General features: G+C 62.3%; 21 protein-coding genes. 7 read left to right on the forward strand and 14 right to left on the reverse strand.

Annotation, left to right across the window (positions count from 1 at the left end; translation table 11 throughout):
- Genes purB through R3E49_RS09495 form a run of 5 tightly spaced genes read right to left on the reverse strand, consistent with a single transcriptional unit; the run spans position 1 to position 4,247 of the window.
- Positions 1-1,377 carry an adenylosuccinate lyase gene (gene purB / locus R3E49_RS09475; RefSeq protein ID WP_371294819.1) on the reverse strand — a complete coding sequence of 459 codons (1,377 nt, stop codon included), beginning with the start codon at positions 1,375-1,377 and terminating at the stop codon, positions 1-3.
- A 3-nt stretch (positions 1,378-1,380) separates the two neighbouring features.
- Positions 1,381-2,064 (reverse strand): high frequency lysogenization protein HflD, encoded by a 684-nt coding sequence (gene hflD, locus R3E49_RS09480; RefSeq protein ID WP_371294820.1) that lies wholly within the window; start codon positions 2,062-2,064, stop codon positions 1,381-1,383.
- Positions 2,048-3,139, reverse strand: a complete 1,092-nt coding sequence (mnmA, locus tag R3E49_RS09485) for a tRNA 2-thiouridine(34) synthase MnmA (protein WP_371294821.1) — start codon at positions 3,137-3,139, stop codon at positions 2,048-2,050. Before mnmA ends, hflD begins: the two co-directional genes overlap by 17 nt.
- Positions 3,136-3,588, reverse strand: coding sequence for an NUDIX hydrolase (locus R3E49_RS09490; protein WP_371294822.1), 453 nt, complete (start codon positions 3,586-3,588; stop codon positions 3,136-3,138). Before R3E49_RS09490 ends, mnmA begins: the two co-directional genes overlap by 4 nt.
- Positions 3,585-4,247, reverse strand: coding sequence for a pseudouridine synthase (locus R3E49_RS09495; protein ID WP_371294823.1), 663 nt, complete (start codon positions 4,245-4,247; stop codon positions 3,585-3,587). Before R3E49_RS09495 ends, R3E49_RS09490 begins: the two co-directional genes overlap by 4 nt.
- Positions 4,248-4,393: 146 nt before the next feature.
- Here R3E49_RS09495 and icd point away from each other — a divergent pair, with 146 nt between their 5' ends.
- From icd to clpA, 3 genes are all read left to right on the forward strand, one after another.
- Positions 4,394-5,647: an NADP-dependent isocitrate dehydrogenase gene (gene icd / locus R3E49_RS09500; protein WP_371294824.1), complete on the forward strand. Its 1,254-nt coding sequence runs from the start codon at positions 4,394-4,396 to the stop codon at positions 5,645-5,647.
- A 188-nt stretch (positions 5,648-5,835) separates the two neighbouring features.
- Positions 5,836-6,168: an ATP-dependent Clp protease adapter ClpS gene (gene clpS / locus R3E49_RS09505; RefSeq protein ID WP_371294955.1), complete on the forward strand. Its 333-nt coding sequence runs from the start codon at positions 5,836-5,838 to the stop codon at positions 6,166-6,168.
- Positions 6,169-6,185: 17 nt separating this feature from the next.
- Entirely contained in the window at positions 6,186-8,462 is a 2,277-nt protein-coding gene (clpA, locus tag R3E49_RS09510) for an ATP-dependent Clp protease ATP-binding subunit ClpA (protein ID WP_371294825.1), read from the forward strand.
- Positions 8,463-8,504: 42 nt separating this feature from the next.
- Here the strand turns inward: clpA and infA are convergent, their stop codons facing one another.
- The 4 genes from infA to R3E49_RS09530 all read right to left on the reverse strand — a co-directional run bounded on the left by infA (position 8,505) and on the right by R3E49_RS09530 (position 12,111).
- On the reverse strand, positions 8,505-8,723 hold the full coding sequence (gene infA / locus R3E49_RS09515) for a translation initiation factor IF-1 (RefSeq protein WP_290746913.1): 219 nt from the start codon (positions 8,721-8,723) through the stop codon (positions 8,505-8,507).
- Positions 8,724-8,809: 86 nt separating this feature from the next.
- Entirely contained in the window at positions 8,810-9,649 is an 840-nt protein-coding gene (locus R3E49_RS09520) for a hypothetical protein (protein ID WP_371294826.1), read from the reverse strand.
- Positions 9,650-9,774: 125 nt separating this feature from the next.
- Positions 9,775-11,211: a deoxyribodipyrimidine photo-lyase gene (locus R3E49_RS09525; RefSeq protein ID WP_371294827.1), complete on the reverse strand. Its 1,437-nt coding sequence runs from the start codon at positions 11,209-11,211 to the stop codon at positions 9,775-9,777.
- Between the two features lie 51 nt (positions 11,212-11,262).
- Positions 11,263-12,111: an NAD-dependent protein deacetylase gene (locus R3E49_RS09530; RefSeq protein WP_371294828.1), complete on the reverse strand. Its 849-nt coding sequence runs from the start codon at positions 12,109-12,111 to the stop codon at positions 11,263-11,265.
- Between the two features lie 80 nt (positions 12,112-12,191).
- On the opposite strand from R3E49_RS09530, the gene R3E49_RS09535 reads away from it, so the two are divergent.
- Positions 12,192-13,103 (forward strand): TIGR01777 family oxidoreductase, encoded by a 912-nt coding sequence (locus R3E49_RS09535; RefSeq protein ID WP_371294829.1) that lies wholly within the window; start codon positions 12,192-12,194, stop codon positions 13,101-13,103.
- On the opposite strand, the gene R3E49_RS09540 is transcribed toward R3E49_RS09535, so the two are convergent.
- Complete coding sequence (locus tag R3E49_RS09540; RefSeq protein WP_371294830.1) at positions 13,079-14,380, reverse strand: RNA polymerase sigma factor RpoD/SigA; 1,302 nt, start codon at positions 14,378-14,380, stop codon at positions 13,079-13,081. The two genes, R3E49_RS09535 and R3E49_RS09540, sit on opposite strands and share 25 nt — an antisense overlap.
- A 159-nt stretch (positions 14,381-14,539) precedes the next feature.
- Here R3E49_RS09540 and R3E49_RS09545 point away from each other — a divergent pair, with 159 nt between their 5' ends.
- Positions 14,540-15,553, forward strand: coding sequence for a MerR family transcriptional regulator (locus tag R3E49_RS09545; protein WP_371294831.1), 1,014 nt, complete (start codon positions 14,540-14,542; stop codon positions 15,551-15,553).
- A 9-nt stretch (positions 15,554-15,562) separates the two neighbouring features.
- Here R3E49_RS09545 and R3E49_RS09550 read toward each other — a convergent pair whose 3' ends face one another.
- Both R3E49_RS09550 and xrtH read right to left on the reverse strand, forming a co-directional pair.
- Positions 15,563-16,180, reverse strand: coding sequence for an exosortase H-associated membrane protein (locus R3E49_RS09550; RefSeq protein WP_371294832.1), 618 nt, complete (start codon positions 16,178-16,180; stop codon positions 15,563-15,565).
- Positions 16,177-16,674: an exosortase H gene (gene xrtH / locus R3E49_RS09555; RefSeq protein ID WP_371294833.1), complete on the reverse strand. Its 498-nt coding sequence runs from the start codon at positions 16,672-16,674 to the stop codon at positions 16,177-16,179. Before xrtH ends, R3E49_RS09550 begins: the two co-directional genes overlap by 4 nt.
- A 63-nt stretch (positions 16,675-16,737) precedes the next feature.
- Here xrtH and R3E49_RS09560 point away from each other — a divergent pair, with 63 nt between their 5' ends.
- Both R3E49_RS09560 and R3E49_RS09565 read left to right on the forward strand, forming a co-directional pair.
- A complete protein-coding gene (locus R3E49_RS09560) occupies positions 16,738-16,908 on the forward strand; it encodes a hypothetical protein (RefSeq protein WP_371294834.1) in 171 nt (56 codons plus the stop codon).
- Positions 16,908-17,378 carry an LEA type 2 family protein gene (locus R3E49_RS09565; protein ID WP_371294956.1) on the forward strand — a complete coding sequence of 157 codons (471 nt, stop codon included), beginning with the start codon at positions 16,908-16,910 and terminating at the stop codon, positions 17,376-17,378. Before R3E49_RS09560 ends, R3E49_RS09565 begins: the two co-directional genes overlap by 1 nt.
- 12 nt (positions 17,379-17,390) lie before the next feature.
- Here the strand turns inward: R3E49_RS09565 and R3E49_RS09570 are convergent, their stop codons facing one another.
- On the reverse strand, positions 17,391-18,743 hold the full coding sequence (locus R3E49_RS09570) for a sodium-dependent transporter (protein WP_371294835.1): 1,353 nt from the start codon (positions 18,741-18,743) through the stop codon (positions 17,391-17,393).
- Positions 18,744-18,807: 64 nt separating this feature from the next.
- Positions 18,808-22,032: an AsmA-like C-terminal region-containing protein gene (locus R3E49_RS09575; protein WP_371294836.1), complete on the reverse strand. Its 3,225-nt coding sequence runs from the start codon at positions 22,030-22,032 to the stop codon at positions 18,808-18,810.
- Between the last annotated feature and the right edge of the window lie 56 nt (positions 22,033-22,088).

A 22,088-nucleotide genomic window follows, 5' to 3' on the forward strand; every position in this document is an offset into this window, starting at 1 on the left:
CTAGTCCTCGCGGATCGCGCGCGCCTGCGCGGCGGCATTGCCGGTATAGCTCGCGGGGGTCAATGCGAGCAGGGCGGCTTTCGCCTCCGGGGGAATGTCCAGCCCTGCGATAAAGGCCTGCAGGGTCTCCCGGGTCATCGCCTGGCCGCGAGTCAGTTCCTTGAGCTTCTCGTAGGGCTTCTCAATACCATAGCGCCGCATGACGGTCTGAATCGGCTCCGCAAGCACTTCCCAGCTCTGCTCCAGATCCTCTGCCAGGCGTGCCTCATTGATTTGCAGCTTGCCGATCCCCTTGAGGCTGGCCTCGTAGGCGATCAGGCTGTAGCCAAAGCCCACGCCCATATTTCGCAGCACGGTTGAGTCGGTCAGATCGCGTTGCCAGCGACTGATGGGCAGTTTGCTGGCCAGATGCTGGAAAACCGCATTGGCGATGCCCAGGTTGCCCTCGGAGTTTTCAAAGTCGATTGGATTGACCTTGTGGGGCATGGTCGAGGAACCGACCTCTCCAGCGACAGTGCGCTGGCGGAAATAGCCCAGGGAGATATAGCCCCAGAGGTCACGGTCGAGGTCGATCAATACCGTATTGAAACGCGCCACGGCGTCGAACAGTTCCGCCATGTAGTCGTGGGGTTCAATCTGGGTCGTGTAGGGGTTCCAGTCCAGACCGAGTCCGACCACGAAGGCTTTTGCATTGGCCTGCCAGTCCACCTCGGGGTAGGCGCTGAGGTGGGCATTGTAGTTGCCGACGGCGCCGTTGATTTTGCCCAGGTACGTTGCGGCCTCCAGCTGTGCCACCTGGCGACGCAGGCGCGCTACGACGTTGGCGATCTCCTTGCCCATGGTGGTGGGGCTCGCGGTCTGTCCGTGGGTGCGCGACAGCATCGGTGCGTCGGCGTGGGCGACCGCCAGCTCCGAGAGTGCGGAGAGCAGGCGCTGCATGGCGGGCAGCAACACGTCGTTCATGCCATCGCGCAGCATCAGGGCATGGGACAGGTTGTTGATGTCCTCCGAGGTGCAGGCGAAATGGACAAACTCGGCGATGGCTTCCAGTTCCGGGTTGCCGGCAAACCGCTCCTTGATGAAATACTCAACGGCCTTGACGTCGTGGTTGGTGGTGGCCTCAATGGCTTTGATGCGCTGCGCATCGGCCTCGCTGAAGTCCTCGGCGATAGCGTCAAGCTGCGCCTTCGCCTGCGGCGAGAGGGCGGGTACCTCGTCTACGCCGGACAGTTGCGCGAGTTGCTGTAGCCAGCGCACCTCGACCAGCACGCGGCGCTTGATCAGGCCGTATTCGCTGAAGACCTCGCGCAGGGGCGCGGTGCGTGCACCGTAGCGTCCGTCGATGGGCGATACGGCGGTGAGGGCGGTCAGTTCCATGGCTTACTCCGGAGAATCTGTCGGATGGTGGGCCACGCCCAACTGGCGTGACAGGTCATAGGCACGGTGCGCGATCGTGCGGCGCTGCAGCAGCAGCTTCCAGCGCCGGCCGCCAAGCTGCCGCCACAGGTGCGTGGAACGGATGCCAGCCAGCAACAGGGCGCGGATAGTGTCTGCGCTCTGACGGTTCTGCAGGTGTTGAGCGTTACCGTTCACTTTGATGCGAAATTTCAGAGTGCTCAGTGTGTCCTGGTAAATACCGGACACGCTGTGGCAGATATCGTTTACGTGACCGGCGAAGTGTTCGGCGCGAAAGCTGGTGTGCTGCAGCCGGGAGTGAACCACCCTCATCATGGCCGGGTCCGCGGCGAATCTGCGCTCCAGGTACAGCAGGTTGAAGACGTAACGCACCATATCGCGCAATTCCTGCGGCTGCTGGTTATTCAGCACCATTGCAAGCGTGTCGAGACCCAGCTTCACACCGCCCAGCCCACCATAAACCGCTTCCACCGAGTCGCTGTCGAACACAAACAGGCTGTTCAGCGAGGCCTGCAGGAATTCTTCCGGACAGCTGCCCGTGCGTGAAATCTGATCGACCAGTCGCGCTGCCTGCGCGACACCCGCCAGGGCGACAGTCTGCTGATCCAGCAGCGGCGGCTGCGCAGCGCGCTCAGTCGGTACGTTCAATGACGCCTCCCCCCAGGCAACGTTCGCCATCGTAGAAGACCACCGACTGTCCCGGGGTGACCGCGCGTTGCGGTTCGTCGAAGTGGACCCGATATGCGCCGTCTTCGGCCGTGACGCTGCAGGCCTGGTCTGCCTGGCGGTAGCGGACCTTGGCAGTGCATCGCAGCGGCAGATCGGGAGTTTCACCACTGATCCAGAAAATGTCGCCGACCTGCAGGCCACTGCTGAACAGGGCGGGGTGGTTATTGCCCTGGGCGACACGCAGCACGTTGTGCTCGAGATCCTTGCCCACGACATACCAGGGTTCGTCCCCGTGGTCGGCGAGGCCGCCAATGCCCAGCCCCTGGCGCTGGCCTATCGTGTGATACATGAGCCCCTGGTGCCGGCCCAGGATCTCGCCGTCGAGACTGTAGATATCGCCCGGCTGTGCAGGCAGGTACTGCTGCAGAAAATCCTTGAAACGGCGTTCACCGATGAAACAGATGCCGGTAGAGTCCTTTTTGTCCGAGGTGACGAGACCGTGACGCGCAGCAATGGCGCGCACCTCCGGCTTCTCGATCTCACCCACCGGGAACAGGGTCTGTGCCAGTTCCCGATGGCCCACAGCGTGCAGAAAATAGCTCTGGTCCTTGTTTGCATCCAGCCCCCGCAGCAGCGCGGCCTTGCCGCTGCTATCGCCGCGACGCGCGTAGTGTCCGGTGGCGATGAAGTCGGCGCCCAGCAGCAAGGCGTAGTCGAGGAAGGCGCGGAATTTGATCTCCCGGTTGCAGAGAATATCCGGGTTGGGTGTGCGCCCCGCCTTGTACTCCGCCAGGAAGTGCTCAAACACGTTGTCCCAGTACTCTGCCGCGAAATTGGCGCCGTGCAGGGGGATGTCGAGGGCGTCGGCAACGGCCTGTGCATCGGCAAAGTCGGCTTTTGCAGTGCAATACTCTGTGCCGTCGTCCTCGTCCCAGTTCTTCATGAACAGGCCTTCCACCCGATAGCCCTGCTCGCGCAGCAGTAGGGCGGCGACGGAGGAGTCCACGCCACCTGACATGCCGACAATGACTTTGGTCGCTGCGTTGAGGCTCATGCTGGTGAAATCAGGTCCAGAGGGTATCGAATGCCGCTGCGGTGCTGTTCAATGGCGGCCAGCACCAGCGGGCTGCGCATTCTAGCAGAAACCGCGAGGATTTCCTCGTAATGCAGCCAGTGCACGGCGAGGATGTCGCTGTCGAGTGCGGCCTCGGGCAGCGCACGGAGTGGACGCGCGCAAAACGTGGTGCGGTAGTAGGTCACCCCATTGCCGGGTGCCACATAGCGTGCAAGCCCCAGTACCCCCTCCAGCAGGACCTCCCAGCCGGTTTCTTCCCGTGTTTCGCGCAGCGCTGCCTCAAGCAGTGTCTCCTGCGCCTCCAGATGGCCTGCGGGCTGGTTGAATACGGGCTTGCCCGTCGTTTTGTCGCGCTCCTCGACAAGCAGGTAGCGCGCCTCGTCAAATACCACCGTAGCCACGGTCACATGGGGCTGCCAATCGCTCATGGTTTCCGTCTCGTCGCCGCGGCTCGCGGGCGTCGCACAGATCCCGGTTTGCGCTGTTGCGGGGCGTGCACGGTGAGCCTGCGATGGGCGCCGGGTGCCAGGCCCTCCAGTGACCAGTCGCCAATCCGCGTGCGGATCAGCCGCAGCGTTGGCAAGCCCACCGCCGCGGTCATGCGGCGCACCTGCCGGTTCCTGCCTTCCCGGATACTGATTTCCAGCCAGCTGTCGCTCACCGTCAGTCGTGAGCGCACCGGGGGCGAGCGTGGCCAGAGCTGCGCCGGTGTGTCAATGGCGCGTATGCGGGCAGGCAGGGTGGGTCCGTCGCGCAGGGTCACGCCTGCCTGCAAGGCAGCGATCTGCGCCGCGTCCGGCGTGCCCTCCACCTGTACCTGATAGGTCTTCCAGAGCTTGTGCCGTGGATGGGTGATCTGCTGCTGCAGAGCGCCGCTGTCGGTGAGCAGCAGCAGGCCCTCTGAGTCGAAATCGAGGCGCCCGGCTACCCGGAAGCCGGGCGCCTGCAGGTAGTCGGCCAGCGTGGCGCGAGCGGGTTGCCGGGCATCGTCGGTGGATGCGGCCGCGCTCGCCGCCGGGTGATCGCTGCGGTCGCTGAATTGGCTCAGTACCTGGAAGGGTTTATTGAACAGAATGACCGTGGCCATCGCGGCTCCGCCGTGGGGAAAAAACTGCTCCCCGGTTCAAGAGAAAGGCCGGGAAACCTGATACACTAAGCGCCGTTTTAACGGGGGCTCCCACAAGGATACCGCACCCCGGGACTCAATGGACCCACAGCGACGGAGAACAATCTATGGGCTACAAGCACATCCAGGTGCCGGCGACCGGCGAAAAGATTACGGTCAACGACGATTTCAGCCTGAACGTCCCCAACCATCCGATCATCCCCTACATCGAGGGTGACGGCATTGGTGTTGATATCAGCCCGGTCATGATCAACGTGGTCGACGCCGCTGTTGAGAAAGCCTACGGTGGCAGCAAGAAGATCTCCTGGATGGAGATCTACACGGGTGAGAAAGCTGCCGAACTGTACGACGGTGACTGGTTTCCCGAGGAAACACTGCAGGCGATCAAGGAATACTCCGTGGGCATCAAGGGTCCCCTGACCACCCCGGTCGGTGGCGGCTTCCGTTCGTTGAACGTCGCGCTGCGCCAGGAGCTCGATCTCTACACCTGTCTGCGCCCGGTACGCTGGTTTGAGGGTGTGCCCTCCCCAGTAAAAGATCCGGGTGCCTGCAACATGGTGATTTTCCGCGAGAACTCCGAGGACATTTACGCTGGTATTGAATACAAGGCCGGTTCGGACGAGGCGAAGAAGGTTGTCGATTTCATCATCAACGAGATGGGCGCCACCAAGATCCGCTTCCCGCAGAATGTCGGCATCGGCATCAAGCCGGTCTCCGAGGAAGGCACCAAGCGCCTCGTGCGCAAGGCCATTCAATACGCAATTGACCAGGATCTGCCCTCCGTGACGCTGGTGCACAAGGGCAACATCATGAAGTTCACCGAAGGCGCCTTCCGCGACTGGGGCTACGAACTTGCCCAGCAGGAGTTTGGCGGTGAATTGCTGGATGGGGGCCCCTGGGTCAGCATCAAGAACCCCAACAATGGCAAGGAAATCGTCATCAAGGACGTGATCGCCGACGCCATGCTGCAGCAGATCCTCACCCGTCCCAAGGACTACAGTGTGGTCGCTACGTTGAACCTGAACGGCGATTACCTGTCAGACGCCCTGGCAGCGCAGGTCGGCGGTATCGGCATTGCGCCCGGTGCGAACCTGTCCGACAACATCGCGCTCTTCGAGGCCACCCATGGCACTGCGCCGAAGTACGCGGGCCAGGACAAGGTGAACCCCGGCTCACTGATCCTGTCGGCAGAAATGATGCTGCGCCACATTGGCTGGAACGAAGCCGCCGACCTGATCATCAAAGGCATGAACGGCGCCATCCAGAAGGGCACGGTCACCTATGACTTTGAACGCCTGATGGAAGGGGCGACGCTGGTCAGCTGCTCTGAATTTGGCCAGAAGTTGATCGAAAACATGTAAACCTGCCCAGCAGGCTTGCGAGGAAGGGCCCGTGGCAGCACGGGCCCTTTTTTTATGGGCGGGGTTTTCGCGTGAAAAACAGGTCGGGGTTGAATTGACTTATAATGGGCCAATATCCACTATCTATGGCAGGGCAGACGTTTGAGAGGAATGGAGTGAACGAGGTAATCCTGGCCGGCAACTGGCGCATGTCCGGCGATGACGGGGAGCGCGATCGCGACGGTGGCCTGGCATTGCAGGACTCGAAACCGGAGCTCAAGAAGCCGCCGCTGTACAAGGTTGTGTTGCTCAATGACGATTACACCCCCATGGAGTTCGTGGTTGAAGTGCTTGAGGTGTTCTTCCGGATGAACCGCGAGCAGGCCACGCACGTCATGTTGACAGTCCATACCAAGGGCAAGGGCGTATGCGGTATATACACCCGGGACATTGCCGAGACAAAGGCAGCCCAGGTCAATCAATACGCGCGAGACAATCAGCACCCGTTGTTGTGCGAAATCGAGGCATCGGAGGGCGAGTAGCCCGGGAGTGGTAGAGTATGCTGAGCAAGGATCTGGAACTGACCCTGAACGAGGCCTTTCGCGAGGCTCGGGGCAAGCGCCATGAGTTCATGACGGTCGAGCACTTGTTGCTGGCCCTCCTGGACAACAATGACGCGATACGCGTACTCAAGGCCTGTGGCGCAGAGATCAACGCCCTGCGCGGCGACCTCATGGAGTTCGTCGATGCCACCACGCCGCTGATTCCCGAGGACAATGACGACCGCGAGACGCAGCCCACGCTGGGCTTTCAGCGTGTGCTGCAGCGTGCGGTGTTCCACGTGCAGTCCTCCGGCCGCAGCGAGGTCACCGGTGCCAATGTGCTGGTGGCGATTTTCAGCGAGCAGGAAAGCCAGGCTGTCTATTTTCTCAAGACGCAGAGCATTGCCAGGCTCGACGTGGTTAACTTCATCACCCACGGGATTTCCCGGGTGTCCGAGGACGGCGAGGGCAGTGCCAGCGGCAACCCGACAGGCGATGCCACCGCCGCGGAGGATGGCGAAGAGAGTCCGCTCGATACTTTTGCAACCAACCTGAACGAGGAGGCCCGCGCCGGGCGCATCGACCCCCTGATAGGTCGCATGCCCGAAGTGGAGCGCGTGGCCCAGATTCTCGCGCGCCGGCGCAAGAACAACCCTCTGCTGGTGGGCGAATCCGGCGTGGGTAAAACGGCCATCGCCGAGGGTCTGGCAAAAATGATCGTCGACGGTGACGTGCCGGATATGTTGAAGGACAGCGTGGTGTACTCCCTGGACCTCGGCGCGCTGCTGGCCGGCACCAAGTACCGTGGTGACTTCGAGAAACGTTTCAAGGGTTTGCTTGCCAACCTCAAGAAACGTGAAGGTGCCATCCTGTTCATTGATGAGATCCACACCATCATCGGTGCCGGGGCAGCCTCTGGCGGCGTCATGGATGCGAGCAATCTGCTCAAACCGCTATTGACCTCGGGCAAGATGCGCTGCATCGGCAGCACTACTTTCCAGGAGTACCGCGGTATCTTCGACAAGGACAAGGCACTGAGCCGGCGCTTCCAGAAGATTGACGTCCTCGAACCCTCACCCGATGACGCCTACCTGATTCTCAAGGGGTTAAAGTCGCGGTTTGAGGAGCATCACGGGCTGCGCTACACGAACAAGGCGCTGCGCGTGGCCACGGACCTGTCGGCCCGCTACATCACGGATCGGTTCCTGCCCGACAAGGCGATCGATGTCATCGACGAAGCGGGTGCCTATCAGCAGCTGCAGCCGCCCTCCAAGCGCAAGAAAGTGATCGGCGTTGCCGACATTGAAGCGGTGGTGGCCAAAATAGCGCGGATTCCGCCAAAGTCGGTCAGCTCCGACGACCGTGAAACGCTGCAGAAACTGGAGCAAAACCTGCAGATGGTGGTATTCGGCCAGACCGCTGCCATCAGCAGCCTGGCCACGTCGATCAAGCTGGCGCGCGCGGGGTTGCGCTCGGGGGATAAGCCGATTGGCTCGTTCCTGCTGGCAGGGCCTACCGGCGTCGGTAAAACCGAGGTGACCAAACAACTGGCACGCCAGCTTGGGCTGGAACTCATCAGGTTTGACATGTCCGAGTATATGGAGCGGCACACCGTGTCGCGCCTGATCGGTGCCCCGCCGGGCTATGTGGGCTTCGACCAGGGCGGCCTGCTGACCGATGCCGTGACCAAACATCCGCACGCGGTGATCCTTCTCGATGAGATTGAAAAGGCCCACCCGGAAGTCTTTAACCTGCTGTTGCAGGTGATGGATCACGGTACGCTGACCGACAATAACGGCCGCAAAGCGGATTTCCGCAACGTGATCCTCGTGATGACCACCAACGCCGGTGCCGAAAGCATCAGTCGGCGTACCATCGGTTTCACGACCCAGGACCACAGCACCGATGCGATGGAGGCGATCAACCGGATGTTCACGCCGGAATTCCGCAACCGCCTCGACAGCATCGTGCAGTTCGAACCGCTGGGTGAAGATGTGATCCTCACGGTCGTCGATAAATTCCTCACCGAACTGCAGGGCCAGCTGGATGAAAAGCGCGTCACGCTGGATGTGGACGAAGATGCGCGGCTGTGGCTGGTGGAAAAAGGCTACGACCGCAACATGGGCGCCCGGCCGATGGCCCGGGTGATTCAGGAGTACATCAAGAAACCACTGGCCGAGCTGGTGCTGTTCGGCTCACTGGCGCAGGGGGGTGGCGTTGCACAGGTACGCCTCAATGAGGCTGGAGACGGCCTGGAGGTGCGGGTAGAGGAAACGGAAGCGGAACCCGCCTGAGGGGCGGCAGCCGCGCAGTGATACCGTGGGGTTGCCGCGGTATCAACGCTCGCGATACGTGATGCGGCCCTTGGTCAGGTCGTAGGGGGTGAGTTCCACGCGAACTTTATCGCCAGTAAGGATGCGAATGTAGTTCTTGCGCATTTTGCCCGAGATGTGGGCAGTCACAACGTGGCCGTTTTCGAGTTTGACACGAAACGTTGTGTTGGGCAGGGTGTCGACGACTTCACCCTCCATCTCGATCTGGTCTTCTTTTGCCATGCGGCGGCAGTCCCTCGTAAAATCAGGGGCGCATTTTGCACTAAAGCCGCCGCGTGTACCAGTTCAATATGCGGCAAAACTGCCGCTCAATTGCCGAACAGTTTGCCGAAGGCCTTGCCGATTTCCTTGGTGGCATTCTCCAGGCTGTCATCTGCGGGCGCGGCCTCGTCGCTGGGTGCCTCTTTCGCACCACCCCCGAATATGCCGGACATAATGCCGCCCATACCGCCTTCCTCGCTGCTGTTACCGCCACCGAAGAGGCCGCCGAGCGCGGAGAGATCGGTGGGTTCTGCCGGTAATACAAAGCGCGCGGGGTCAACGCGTCCGGCACTGATGCTGGCTACGCGCATGTCCTGACCGTAGCGCAGCACACCCAGCTCCTTGTCGTTGAGACGGGTTTGCAGCAGGTTGGCTGCATCCTGCTGGTCGACCATGTCACCGACACGTGACGCCATCCGATGCATGGCGTCACGGAAGCCCACGGCACGGGCATCCGGTGACAGCACCAGTTCTGCCCGCTGCGCCTGACCGTTGTGGTCAACGAAATTCAGGGTATACACCTCTCCCTCAATGCCTGCCACGGTCTCCTTGCGCCCGGTGGCCTCAAGGGTTTCGACACGGACCTCCGCGAGGTCAGGGACCGCTGCCTGTGCCATACCCCCGAACATGGACATGGCCTGTTGCACATCGATGACCATGATCTGGCCGTCGTTGTTGGTAACAACGTACAGGCTCTGTGCGTTGGCCAGCATGTAGCTGCCCTGTTCCTGCGCCATGTTCACCCGCAGGTTATTCCCCTCGTATTCGAAGGTGATGCGGTTGCCCTCGGCATCAACGACCTCGGCGGTATCCGCGCTGCCGGGTGCTGCATACAAACCCAGTGTAAGAAGCAGTGCTGTGTACAGTGGGGAGTGTTTCAGTGCCATGGTGGTGTCGCTCCGTGTGGGAAGAGGGGTTGTGCATCGTCTGCGTTACGGCCGATAGTATTGACGCTCTTTCAGCAGATTTCCAGCGTCACGTGCGTATCCCGCACACGGCGGTGAAGCCTGCCTCACCCCTCGCGTATCTGCTGATAGGCGGCCAGGGCCGCTTCGCGGGCGTCACGGTGGTCCACCACGGGCTCCGGGTAGTTTTTGCCGAGTGTGATGCCTGCCTCTCTCAGCGTGGCCTCAGGGGCTTCCCAGGGCTTGTGCAGGTAGCGGTCCGGCAGATCGGCAAGCTCCGGTACCCAGCGGCGTACATAGCTGCCGCCCGCATCGAATTTCTCACCCTGGGTGACCGGATTGAAGATGCGGAAGTAGGGCGCGGCATCCGCTCCGCTACCGGCGACCCACTGCCAGCTGCAGGCATTGCTGGCCGGATCCGCATCGACCAGGGTGTCCCAGAACCAGCGCTCGCCGGCGCGCCAGTGCGTGAGCAGATGTTTGGTCAGAAAGGACGCCGTGACCATGCGGATGCGGTTGTGCATATAGCCTGTGTGCCAGAGCTCGCGCATACCTGCATCGACTACCGGGTAGCCGGTCTGGCCGCGCTGCCAGGCCTTCAAGAGCGCTTTGTCGCCGAGCCAGGGGAAGTCCTCGAACTGAGCCTTGAACGGTGCCTGCTCAATGTCGGGAAAGTGGAACAGCAGGTGATAGGAGAATTCGCGCCAGCCGAGCTCCGCGAGAAACTTGTTGATCTGCTCCTCCAGTACCGGTTCCTGCTGCAGGCATGCCCGTGCTGCGTGCCACACCTGGCGCGGTGAAATTTCGCCGAAGCGCAGGTGCGGCGACAGCCGCGATGTCGCATTGTCCGCGGGATGATCGCGGCCTTTGGCGTAGCCTGAGACGCGTTCCCGCAGGAAGTGTGCAAGCGTGTTGCGTGCGCCTTCCTCGCCCGGCGTCCACAACTCCGGCCAGTGCGCGGCCCAGTCAGGTTTTGTCGGCAGCAGTGCGAGGTCATCGAGACTGCTGTGTTGTGCCAGGGGATCTGCCCAGGTGGTGCGGGAAGGGAAGGGCACCGGCTGGGACGGCGCCTCTGCGCGGCAGCAATGGCGCCAGAAGGGCGTGAAGACCTTGAAGGGCTTGCCCGACTGGTTGGCGATGTCCTCCGGTTCATGCAATAGCGGGCCTGGATAGCGCTTGAAGGTAACGCCCATGGCCTCGCAGGTGTCGCGCAACTGTGCCTCCAGCACCACTTCCCAGGGACTGTAGGCCCGGCTGCAGTGGACTGCATCGATGTCGACGGTGGACAGCAGGTCCTGCAGACAGGCATTGGTATCCCCCTGCAGCAGGTTCAGGGTGCCTCCGCTAGCGGCGATGGTGTCCGCCAGTGACCGCAGGCTGTGATGCAGCCACCAGCGGCTGGCGGCCCCCAGTGCGCGCTCACCCGCATTGACATCATCAAGAACGTACAGCGGCAGTACATCCCCCGCGCGGCTGGCTGCAGCCAGACCGGGAAGGTCAGTCAGTCGCAGGTCGTTGCGAAACAGATAGAGTGTGGTGGCCATGGTGATCGGTCCAAAGGTTTACTGCGTGTGGCATGCCCGGAATCCGTATGTTCAGGCGCTGATGTTGCCCCTCACCAGGGCATCCAGCAGTGTTTCACAGGGCGTTCTCAACCGTAGTGTAGCGAGTGCATCGGCCCGGGTCTGCCCCGGGTTCACGATCGCCAGCGCCTTGCCCTGAGCGGCGGCCTGGCGGCAGAAGCGGAAGCCGGAGTAGACCTGCAGTGATGAGCCAATGACCAGCAGGGCATCCGCATCCGCCAGCGCCGCTCTGGCCCGAGTGACCCGTTCGGCAGGCACGCTGCCGCCAAAGAACACCACATCGGGCATCAGTATGCCGCCACAGGCTTCGCAGGCAGGGACCTGGGTGCTGGTCGACATCGCATCAGGCAGGGCCATATCGCCATCGGGTCGCTGTCCCCGGGGTATGGAAAGCGCTGCAAGGTGAGGGTTGTCGCGGGCGAGTCGCTGCTGCATCACTTCGCGGTCGGTGAATGCGGCACAACCCAGGCACTGTACCCGGTCCAGCCTGCCATGCAGGTCAATCACCGCGCTGCTGCCCGCGCGCTGGTGCAGGCGATCGACGTTTTGCGTAATCACCAGGCGGATAACTCCCTGCTTTTCGAGTGCGGCAACCGCCCGATGCGCCACATTGCTGCGTGCATCACGCACCGCAGGCCAGCCAAACCAGCTGCGCGTCCAGTAGCGCTGGCGGACGGCGGCCGTCTGCAGAAACTCGCGGTGTTGAATTGGCGTGCTGTAGAGCCAGCGCCCAGCGGCATCGCGGTAGGTGGCAATCCCCGAACCGGCGCTGATACCGGCACCGGTCAATGCGACCACCTTCGGGTAGCGGGTGATGAAGTCCTGCAACTGTTGCAGTTCCTGCTCCGTATTGCTCATCATGGTGTTTGGCCTCCGCTGCTGGCAGCAGGGGAAAGGCTGCTGCCGGAGCGGCGAGCGGCGACAACGGGAGAAGACAGACCATGCATATTCTGATTACAGGCGGCACCGGATTTGTCGGTGAGGCATTGCGCGAGCACTGGCTGGCTGCGGGGCATGAACTCACGATTCTCAGCCGCTCGGCGCACCCGGACACGCGGAACTGCCGTTACGTGCAGACGCTGGAGGCGGTGCCCGCCAGCCCCTCGCCAGAGGCCGTGGTCAACCTTGCGGGCGCCTCTCTCGCGGGTAAACGCTGGACGGCTGCATACAAGAAAACGCTGGTAGATTCGCGTGTCGAGGGCACACGGGCGCTGGTCGCTTGGATGCGCGGCCTTCCAGTGCCTCCGCGGGTGCTGCTCAACGCCTCTGCGATCGGTTTCTACGGCCCCCGTGACAGTGAACCGTTGGGCGAGGATGCGGCTGCGGGCAGCGGGTTTGCCAGTGAACTCTGCCAGGCATGGGAGGCTCAGGCATTGGCGGTCGCAGATATAGGCGTTCGCGTCTGCCTGTTGCGGCTGGGTGTGGTGCTGGATGCCGGCGGCGGCGCCTTTGTGCAGATGGCACAGCCCTTTCGCATGGGGATCGCCAGTTGGCCGGGGGGCGGCGAACAGTATCTGAGCTGGGTGCATCGTGCGGATGCTGTCGCGGCCTTTGACTTTCTGCTGCAGCAGGAAGCGATGTCCGGCCCGGTGAACGTCACCGCGCCAGCGCCCGTGACACAGCGCGACCTCTGTGCCGCCATGCGGGAGCATTTCAGAACGTTGCCCGGCATGCCCGTACCAGGGGCGGTCATGCGCCTGCTGCTCGGTGAAATGGCGGATGAACTGCTCCTTACCGGTCAACGGGTCATGCCCCAACGCCTCCAGGCGTCGGGTTTCCTCTGGCGGCACCCGGATATCCACAGCGCACTCGAGGCCATGCTCGGCGCTCACGCCGGTGACAGGTTGCCGTGATCACTGGCTGCCTTGCGCACCACGCTGTTCCGGCTCAGCTTGTCCAGCGCCGATTTTTCCAGCTGGCGCACCCACTCACGGCTGACGCACAGTTTATCGGCGACCTCCGCCCGGGTCAGCGGCGGGCCCTCGTGCAGACCCCAGCGGGCAATAACCACCTGCTTCTCAGCAGGGTCCAGGTGGTCGATCTCCTGCAACAGGCAACGTTGTAGGGAGGCCGACTCCGCAGGGGCATCAATGTCCTCGAAGGGACCGCCGGGCAGGCTGTCCAGCAGGGACTCTTCATCATCGTCAAAGCGCGGCTGATCCAGCGATATGGCCATGTTACGCAGCTGCCGCAATTCACGTGCCTTGCCGGTATCGATGCCGGCGGCGGAGGCCAGCGCTGCTTCACTGGGCTCCTCACCGCTGCTGCTCCAGAGCGCGTTGCGCTCGCGGTACAGCTTTCCCACCTGCTCACGTACGTGGGTGGGATAGCGGATGAGCGCCGCGGAGTCACTGATGTAGCGCCGCACCGCCTGGGATATCCAGTTGTAGCAGTAGGTGCTGAACCGATACCCCTTGGCCGCCTCGAACTTTTCCGCGGCCCGGATCAGCCCGAGCGTGCCTTCCTGGATCAGGTCGCGGTAGGGTACTCCCTTGCCGCGGGCCTTGCCGGCGATGGAATACACCAGACGTAGATTGTGCAGGGTCAGGGTATCCCGTGCCTGGTTGAAGCGCGAGAGCGAGAGGGCCAGGGCGCTGAGCTGCGCGGGCTCCAACCGGTAGCGCGCGCCAGAGGACTTGCGACCTTCGGCGGTTATCTGCCAGGCGTCCAGTGCATCAGCAACCCGGCATTTGACCGGGCGCTGGTTACAGCGGGCCAGTGCGCCCGCCATACCAACCGCGAGGCTGGCCGGCAGTGCCATCTCCCGGATGGTGTCGCGTGCGGCGGCGAGGTCCCCGGCGGACAGGGCGCTCGCCAGCAGCGTGACTGCGGCGGCCTGCTCGCCTCCGCTGAGATAGCTGACCAGCTCGCGACGCAGCAGGAAGTGGTGGTCACGGTTGGCAAAGCTGGCGACCTCGGGGGGCTCGTGCAGGATGCGGGCCAGCAGATCCTGCAAGTACCGGCGGCCGCCCTCGCTGTCGATGAAAAGCGTGCAGAGATCATCGACAGCACGCCACTTGCTGACATCTATGTCGCGTTCCTGCTCCGCGCTGAGCAGGGGATAGCGGCGGGCCTCTGCAAACAGCCGCTCAAGCTCGCGATCGTCGGTTTCGGTCTTCCAGTTATCCACGTCGTCGCTCCTGTTGGTTTGGCATATATACGCTGCACCGGACCGCTTGGACAAAAATTCCGGACAGTTGTCCAGATAACATGCAGACATAACCTAGACAACTCATCCAGAGTGCCGCCTGGAGCGTACTAACCCCGGACACCAACTGAGGCACGTGATATGAACGCAGCGGTAATGGAACCTCGCCCCCTCTACGGCATTGGTACAGTGGCCAGGCTGACCGGCTTGAAGCCGGACACGCTCCGGGTGTGGGAACGGCGCTATGGGCTGGGCGCGAGCCACAAGACGCCAACCGGTCGCCGGCAGTACACGCAGGCGGATCTGGAGCATTTGCAGCTGGTTGCGGCCCTGGTCAACAGTGGCTCGCGCATCGGCGAAATCGCGTCAAACGAACGCAAGACCCTGGAGATGCTGCTGCGCGGCAGGGGCAAAGGTGGCCGCGGTGCGCTGCCCGCACCCAAGCCGCGGGTGGTGTTCATCGGGAATCCGCTCTGTGAGTGGCTGGACGAACACCAGGGTTGCCTGGCAGGGGTGGATGCGCTGCTGGTCCGCTTGCCCCTGAACCAGATTACGGCGAAAGAGTGTGAGGAGATTGGCCGTGCCGACAGCCTGGTCGTGGAGTGTGCCAACCTCACGGGCGCACAGACGCGCCAACTGGGTGATCTGATTCGCAACCTCCAGGTGGAGAAAGCCCTGGTCACCTACCAGTTTGCCAGCGAGCGCTGGCTGCAGTCGCTGGAGCAGCAGAATATTGCTGCCACCACCTTCCCGCCGGATCCGGCCTACCTGGCCTTTGAGCTGGCGCGCAGCGTCGCCGACAAGACGGCAAGCCTTGGCGATACCAATCTCGGTGAGCTCATGACGGCAAAGCCGCGGCAGTTCACCGATCTGCAGCTGAGTGCGGCACGGCAGTTGAAGAGCACGCTGGATTGCGAGTGTCCGCGCCACATCGCCGACCTCATCCGCTCGCTCGCCTACTTTGAGGAATATTCGTCTAACTGCTCGGTCGACAACTGGAGTGACGCTGCCGTGCACGCCTGTATCTACGCCTACACCTGTCAGGCACGATGGCTTATGGAAAAGGCCCTGCAGGCGGTGCTCGAGGACCGAGGCGAGGAGTACCAGGCACTCATGCGTGAACTGGCCAATGGCCGGGTGGGCGATGCCGCCTAGTGTCGTGAGCTAGCGACTCCGCCCGTCGCACTCGGCGCCCTGACCCAGGAGCAGGGCACGCCAGTGCGGGCTGTCCCGCACCGACCAGGCCCACAGCAACACGGGCGCGACCGTTGGCACAATCAGCGTGCTGAACTGGAACAGCAGCGCGATAGCGTCGGCGGAGGGCAGGGGTGTGGTGGTGGTCTCCCAGAGAAGATCGCCACCCAGCCCCAGCATCAGATTTTTCAGGGTCACCGACACGATGCCGATGAACATCAGTGCCCAGAGCACGAGCAATCCACGTGCAAATCGCTCCAGCGAGCCGACAATGCGGCTCGAGAAGTGGAGCGCTGCGTAGAACGGGATGGAGTAGGAGAGAATACGGGTGTTCAAGGGGAGCGCCAGCTGGTAGTCGGCCTGTTCCAGAGGTACAACGGTTTCCCCCATCTCGCCAAACTGCGTCAGGACCAGCAGCTGATGACCCTCGATCGCCACCGACTGCACCACCTCCGGCAGAGCCCAGGACAGGAGAGCCTCAGCCAGCCACAGGGCGGGCACCGCGGGCAGGGCGCCCAGCGCGTACCAGAGCGCAAAAAAGGGAACCATCAACAACAGCACCAGGCCGATGAACCGGTAGAGCGTCATCCGCTGGCGGCGCCGGGTCGCTGTTCGAGATAGCGCAGGTAGAGGATGAACACCACAAGCACATCCAGCATGATAAAGACGGGCCACAGGTACAGGTGGGTCCAGTTGAATATCTGCAGATTCCACTGGCCCAGGTAAAACAGGCTGATGATACGTGCAATGTTCAGAGTCTGGATGGTCAGGAATCCGGCGAGGATCGCCACCACCCGGTAGCGCCAGGGTGCGGGGTAGGCGAGGACTCCGGCCACCAGCACGATGGCTGCCTCGACACCGTTGCAGCCGGACTCAATGGAGACCGCAAAGCCGTTAACGCTGTGGGCAATGACCCGTCCGTAGGCGATGACGTCACTGTCAAAGGGTGTGATCAGGGCGGCGCTCAGTGTCGCCAGGGAGGCCGTGAAGGGTTGCACCACAGCCGCCTGCACGGGAGCGAGCATCTCCGCAGTAAACAGCGCAACCAGCACGGCGAGGAATATCAGGATAAATTTTACCATGCGGGTGCTATCATCAGCCTTGAACGCTGCGCTTCGGCGCAGGATAGCATAGAGGAGATTTTTGTGTCGCCGACCGCTCGCAATACGGGGATTGTCGTCACGCTGGGCATGCTGGTGTTCAGCAGCTGGATGTACCTGCAAACCGGTGACTGGGTGGCTATGGTCTTTGCCGTGTTCAGCCTCGGTTATGGCGTGTTCTTCTTCTCAGTCACACCTCGGGATCGCGACTCGTGATGAACCGCGTAATGAAGCCGCGGTGGCGAGTTCTCTGTGCGTTGTTGTTGGCGTCTTTCCTGGCTGGCTGCGCCGGGTTGGGGCCCTCGATCGACCCACCCATCATCAGTGTCGACAGTGTGAAAAGCCTGCCGATGGTCGATTCCGGCCCGCGCTTTCGCATCGTGTTGCGCATTGCGAATCCCAACGCGCAGGCTCTGGATATCGCGGGCATCAGCTACGGAATCGCGCTGCTCGATCGCGAGTTGCTCAGCGGGGTGACCAATCAGGTGCCAACCATAGAAGGTTATACCGAAGAACAGGTGACGATTGATGCCGGCGTCAACCTGTTGGAGGCGTTGAAGCTGTTGGGCAGCCTCGGTCGAACCCGGGGCGATGCGCTGGCCTACAGGTTTACGGCAAAAATTGATTTTCGCGGTCTGATTCCTACCCAGTACGTTGAGGACAGTGGTGAATTGCGTCTGGACTGATAGACGGGCCGCTCACTCCAGCAGGGACTGGGCAAAGATCAGCAATATGATCAGCGGGCAGAACACACGCACATAGCCCGGCCACAGCTTCCAGAACAGGCTGTGTTCGACACCGGCGTTGCCCTTGCGCAACTCCTGCAGCAGCGTGTCGCGGTGCCATACCCAGCCCGCATACAGGCAGAACATGAAGCCGAGTAGCGGCTGGCTGTAGCGCGTCGTGACGGCGATGACCAGCCCGAACAGTGCCTCGAAATTCAGCAGAATAACTGTGCTGACCAGCGCAATCGTCGCACCGATCACCAGTACAGCGGGTTTGCGGGCCACGCCGTGCTCCTCGATGGTGTAGGCAACCGGTACCTCCAGCATGGAGATCGAGGAGGTCAGTGCGGCGATGGTCATCAGGAAAAAGAACACCAGGCTCACACCAATACCCGCCAGGCCCATGCTGTCGAACAGCTTGGGCAGTACCGTGAAGATCAGCGTGTCTTCCGAAATCAGCGCACCGCCCGCGGTAAAAATTTCCACGCCGCTGTTCAGGGCCACGTACATGGCAGGCAGCACCAGGAAACCGGCCAGTACGGCGATACAGATGTCGACCAGCGTAACCAGGCCCCCCACAACGGGCAGGTTTTCCCGATCGCTGATATAGGAGCCGTATATCAGCATGGTACCTACGCCCAGGGAGAGCGAGAAAAAAGCAGCCCCCAGTGCTTTGACAATCAACCCCGGTGCCAGCGCACGCTCAAAATCCGGCAGCAGGTAGACACGCAGGCCCTCCATTGCCCCGTCCAGGGTCAGTACATAAATGACCAGCAACACTAGCGACAATAACAAGAGTGGCATCAGGCGACTGGACCAGCGTTCAATGCCCTGCTGTACACCCTCGGAGATGATGCCGACGGTCAGCGCCATGAAGATCAGCATGAAGACCAGATTTCGCGAGAAACTGAAGTCCGTAAGCCAGTCGCTGGCGGCGCCCATTCCGGCGAGATCGGTGAGCGCGGCCAGGCAGTGAGCCAGCATCCAGCCGGCGACAATCGCATAAAAGCTGAGGATAAAGCTGGCGACAACTAAACCGATGACGCCCGTGCCGCCGCCAATGCTGCGCAGCACACGGTTCGGAGAGATCTGGCGCAGGGCACTGACGGCATTGGCATGCGCATGGCGGCCGATAATCAGCTCCGCCATCAGCGCCGGGTAGGCCAGGGTAAAGGCGAGAAACAGATAGACCAGAAGGAAAGCGGCGCCGCCGTTGCTCGCGGCCTGCGTCGGGAACCCCCAGATATTGCCAAGCCCTACGGCGCTGCCCGCGGCAGCCATGATGAAGCCAAAGCGCGAGCTGAACTCGCCGCGGGGAGATGCCATAAAAATGTCCGTAAGTGCCTGCCGGGTAGTGGCGCAAAGTGTAGCACGGTGATGTGGTGCGGGCTTATTGCGCGAGCATGACTTCACAGGGCCGCGTCGTGTCAGACTGCGACCGACTGCCGCCGAAGATTTTCACCAGCAAACGCGGGACGAAGAGCATGGCTTCGGCGGAAATGTCCAGGGTGGCAGCGATGGGGGACACGCTGGTGCGTGGGCTCGCCATGTCCCCGCGCAGGCTGATGCTGGAGGGGAACTGGATGCTGCGCGACTTGGACCGCGGCGTCAGTGTCAGGGCGAGGGTGCGCTTGGGCAGGTTGAAGCTGCCTACGCCAGTGGCGATCATGTTGGGTGATTCGACGAACAGGCTGTCGGTGCGCGCAATCCCGTCCTCCAGGGTGAACTGCGCCATGGTGCAGTCCAGAAACGTGGATTTTTCCAGTGCAGCACCCGAAAACAGCCAGGTCAGGATGCCGGTCGCGAGGACATCGTAGGCAGCGCCCTCCACGGTCGCATTCTCCAGCGCAAAGGCCATGCTGCCGTCCAGCTGCTGCAGCAGCTCCGCCCCCGTGGCGCCCTGGGCGCTCACTCCGCCACGCAGGTTCAGTGAGCCGCTGATATCCGTCTCGATACCCAGGTCGCGGCTCAGTGTATTGAGGGGAATCGACTGTGCCTGCCCCGCAATACTCACTCCCGGTGGGTCCAGACTGATATCGACGATGCCACGAATAGCGGCCGGCGCCGTATCGTAGTTGAAGTCGAACTGGTCGAGCAGATAGGTGGTGCCACTGCCGCTGATGTGGACATTGATATCGTCAAAGCGCGTAATCTCCCCCCGCAGACTGCCCACCTGCAGCGCTAAATCCACCGGGTAGCGTGGCAGCTTCGCGAGCAGCTGTTGTACCGAGGTGGCCTGCGCGTCGGCATCCACTTCCGTAACCTGTTGAGCGTCCGGAGTGCCCGCATCCTTGCTCGCCGCTTGCAGGCCGAGATCCTCCAGTCGCACCATCGCGGAAGACAGCGCTGCTCGCAGGCTGTCCAGGCTGCCGTTGCTGTGTGTCACCTCGACAGACAGTGCGAGATCGGTCTCATCCAGACGCGTGTCCGCCTGCAGCCGCGCCGAGCGCGTATCTGCGGTCATTTGGATTTCGCCGACCACAGGCTTCAATGGCAATCCGGTGAGCGTTGCGAGCCAATCCCGGTCCTCACTCGCGTAGCGTATGCTCGCCGCTGTGCGCCAGTCTGCTTCCCGATACTGCGCTTCGCCACTGATTTTCAGGTCCAGCGCCGCATCCTCCGAGCTGCTCAGTTCCAGTTTGTCCAGGCTGTAGGCCGATTGTGCTCCCCGCAGCGCAAAGCTGCCCTGCAGGCTGCCGAGTGCTGTCGGTGGCTGCAGGTCGGGTGCGAAACCTGCGAGCAGGGCATCGAGGTTGAGTGTCCGAACCTCCGTGTTGAGGGCGAGTTCCCGGTCGCCGGCTACATCGTTAAGGGTACCCGTGATCAGCACATCGCCGGGTGCGCCACGGAGCGCAGCGCGAATGTCGGTCAGGGACACTCGGGCGGCAGCGTAGGTAACGTCGGCATCGACGCTCAGCACCCCGAGTGAGGGCAGTTCCAATGCCACAAAGCTACCCAGCGCAGAGGCCTCAGGCGCGAGCGCCTGTAGCGTCGCGCGCACGGTGGCGGGCGTATAGGCAGCGTCACGGGACAAGCGCGTATTCAGCTTGCTGATGTCGATGGTGAGATGCTCATGGGAGAGCTGTGCGCTGCCGTCTGCCAGTATCAGCTTGGCGTCGGTGCCACTGATCCGCGCCTTTGACTCGAGTGCGAACCCGGGTGGCAGGTCAGCGCCGAACCAGCGTCCGGGTTCCTGCAGGTCGGTGCTGGTTGCGCTGACGGCAAGCTCGATGCCGGAAGCCCGTTCGCCGCCGGCGGCCGTATCGATGGCGACCCGGGCGACCTCGCCTGCGACCTGCAGGCGTGTGCCGTCTGCGCGGCCGACTTGACCCCTGATGTTGTCTACACGCAGCGCTCCGTCATTTTCGCGCAGTTCGGCTGCCAGTTGCCAGGGACCGGGATCGACTGAAGGTGCCTGCCCCAGCCAGGGACTGAGAACAGCCAGTGCGGGAGCAAAGGCGTGGAGGGTGAAGGCGGTGTCAGGCGGCAGATCTGTACTGCCCAGCGAGCCAGGCCCCGAAGACCCGTTCAGGGCGATCCACAATCCCTCGCTGCTGGTGGTCACAACGGTCAGCTGCTCAATGGCGGGGTTGGCCAGGGTGCCTGAAAGGGCGATGCTGGCCCGGATCCCGCCCAGCGGCGAGAGGTCGAGGTCCAGCCAGCGCAGGAAGTATTTTGCGGAATCCAGTTCACCTGACGCGATCAGCGAGAGTCTGGGGTCGGGATTTCCCTGGCTTGCCATCGAACCGCTGGCCTCAAAATAATAGGCTGGACGGTTGTCGAGCTCGAACCTGGCGTCGGACAGGGAAAAACTGCCGAGGTCACCCTCCAGCTTGCCCTGCAGCGCCAGCGCCCCAGCCAGCGGGGGTGCCTTTGGAAAAGCGCTCATGAAGGTCTCGACCTGCGCAAATGCGGCGTCCACCGTGACATCAAACTGCAGCGATTCGCCGGAGGCGGTCAGCTGCCCCGAGAGTGAGCCCTGCGTACCGGCCTCCGGTGCAGACAGCTGTGCCCTGAACTGGACGCTCCCGCTGTCGCTGAAGATTTCCTGTGCGGTGAGGTCCAGGTTGACGTCCAGCGGTGCGCCGTCGAGGTCCGCCAGAAGGCTCGCGCGAAAGGCGTTCCGGCCCACGCGACCGCCCCGAATATCTCGCAGGGGGAAGATGGAGACATCACCGTCCTGATTCACCACATGCACGGTGTCCACTTCCAGGTTCTCGGGCAGGAAACGCAGGTACTGCAGCCACTGTGCCGGTGTGGGGTCCTCGCTGGCGTCGTCTGCGGAAACATAGATCACGATGCTGCTGCTCTTCAGTGAAGTGGCTTCGAGATTGGTATGCCAGAGGTCAGCAAACCGGGAGCGCCCCTCGAATGCGAGTACAGTGATCAGCGCCGGTCCATCAGAGCCTTGCGGATACAGGCTCAGTGTGTCAAAGCGCACACTCATCCCGGCGGGCGAGACCTGCAGGCCGTGCACCTCCAGGCGGTAGTCAGTGAGGGCGGTCGTGCCCCAATGTAGCGTTTTTACCAGAACCGCAGGAAACGAGAGCAGGGAGAACACGGCAATGGGGACCAACAGCAGCAGGGCTAGCGGTATGATCCAGATCTTGCGCATACGATGTCCCGACGCATCCATCGAAGAGGTCAGTGTAGCACGGCCGCCATCCCGAT

Source organism: Haliea sp. (assembly GCF_041395985.1).
GTDB lineage: Bacteria > Pseudomonadota > Gammaproteobacteria > Pseudomonadales > Halieaceae > Haliea.